The 314-nt window shown below is 59.9% G+C and carries 1 protein-coding gene; it reads left to right on the top strand.

Annotation, left to right across the window (positions count from 1 at the left end; translation table 11 throughout):
- Positions 1–92 precede the first annotated feature (92 nt).
- A partial coding sequence (locus tag HX846_RS38140) for a hypothetical protein (RefSeq protein WP_178967570.1) occupies positions 93–314 on the top strand: 222 nt, incomplete at its 3' end.

Genomic DNA, 314 nt, shown 5'->3' on the forward strand with positions numbered 1-314 from the left:
AATAACGGATATACACCCCGCCCCAAAAAAATCGCAGTTAAACCTTTCCCCCACCCCAAAGGTCTCTGAATTACCCCCCCAGAGCCCCAAGCATGGTCAAATCCCCCAACTTCGCCAAAGACTGGTTCACCGCCAAGGGCTGGAAACCGTTCGCCTTCCAAAAAGACGTATGGCGCGCAGTCAAGGAAGGCCAGTCGGGACTGCTCCACGCCAGCACCGGCGCCGGGAAAACCTACGCGCTGTGGTTCGCCGCCCTCAACCGCTTCGCCATCACCGAAACCACGCCCCGCAAACGCAAAGCCCCCGCCGAACCG

This window comes from Pseudomonas sp. K5002 (assembly GCF_013386655.1).
Lineage (GTDB): Bacteria > Pseudomonadota > Gammaproteobacteria > Pseudomonadales > Pseudomonadaceae > Aquipseudomonas.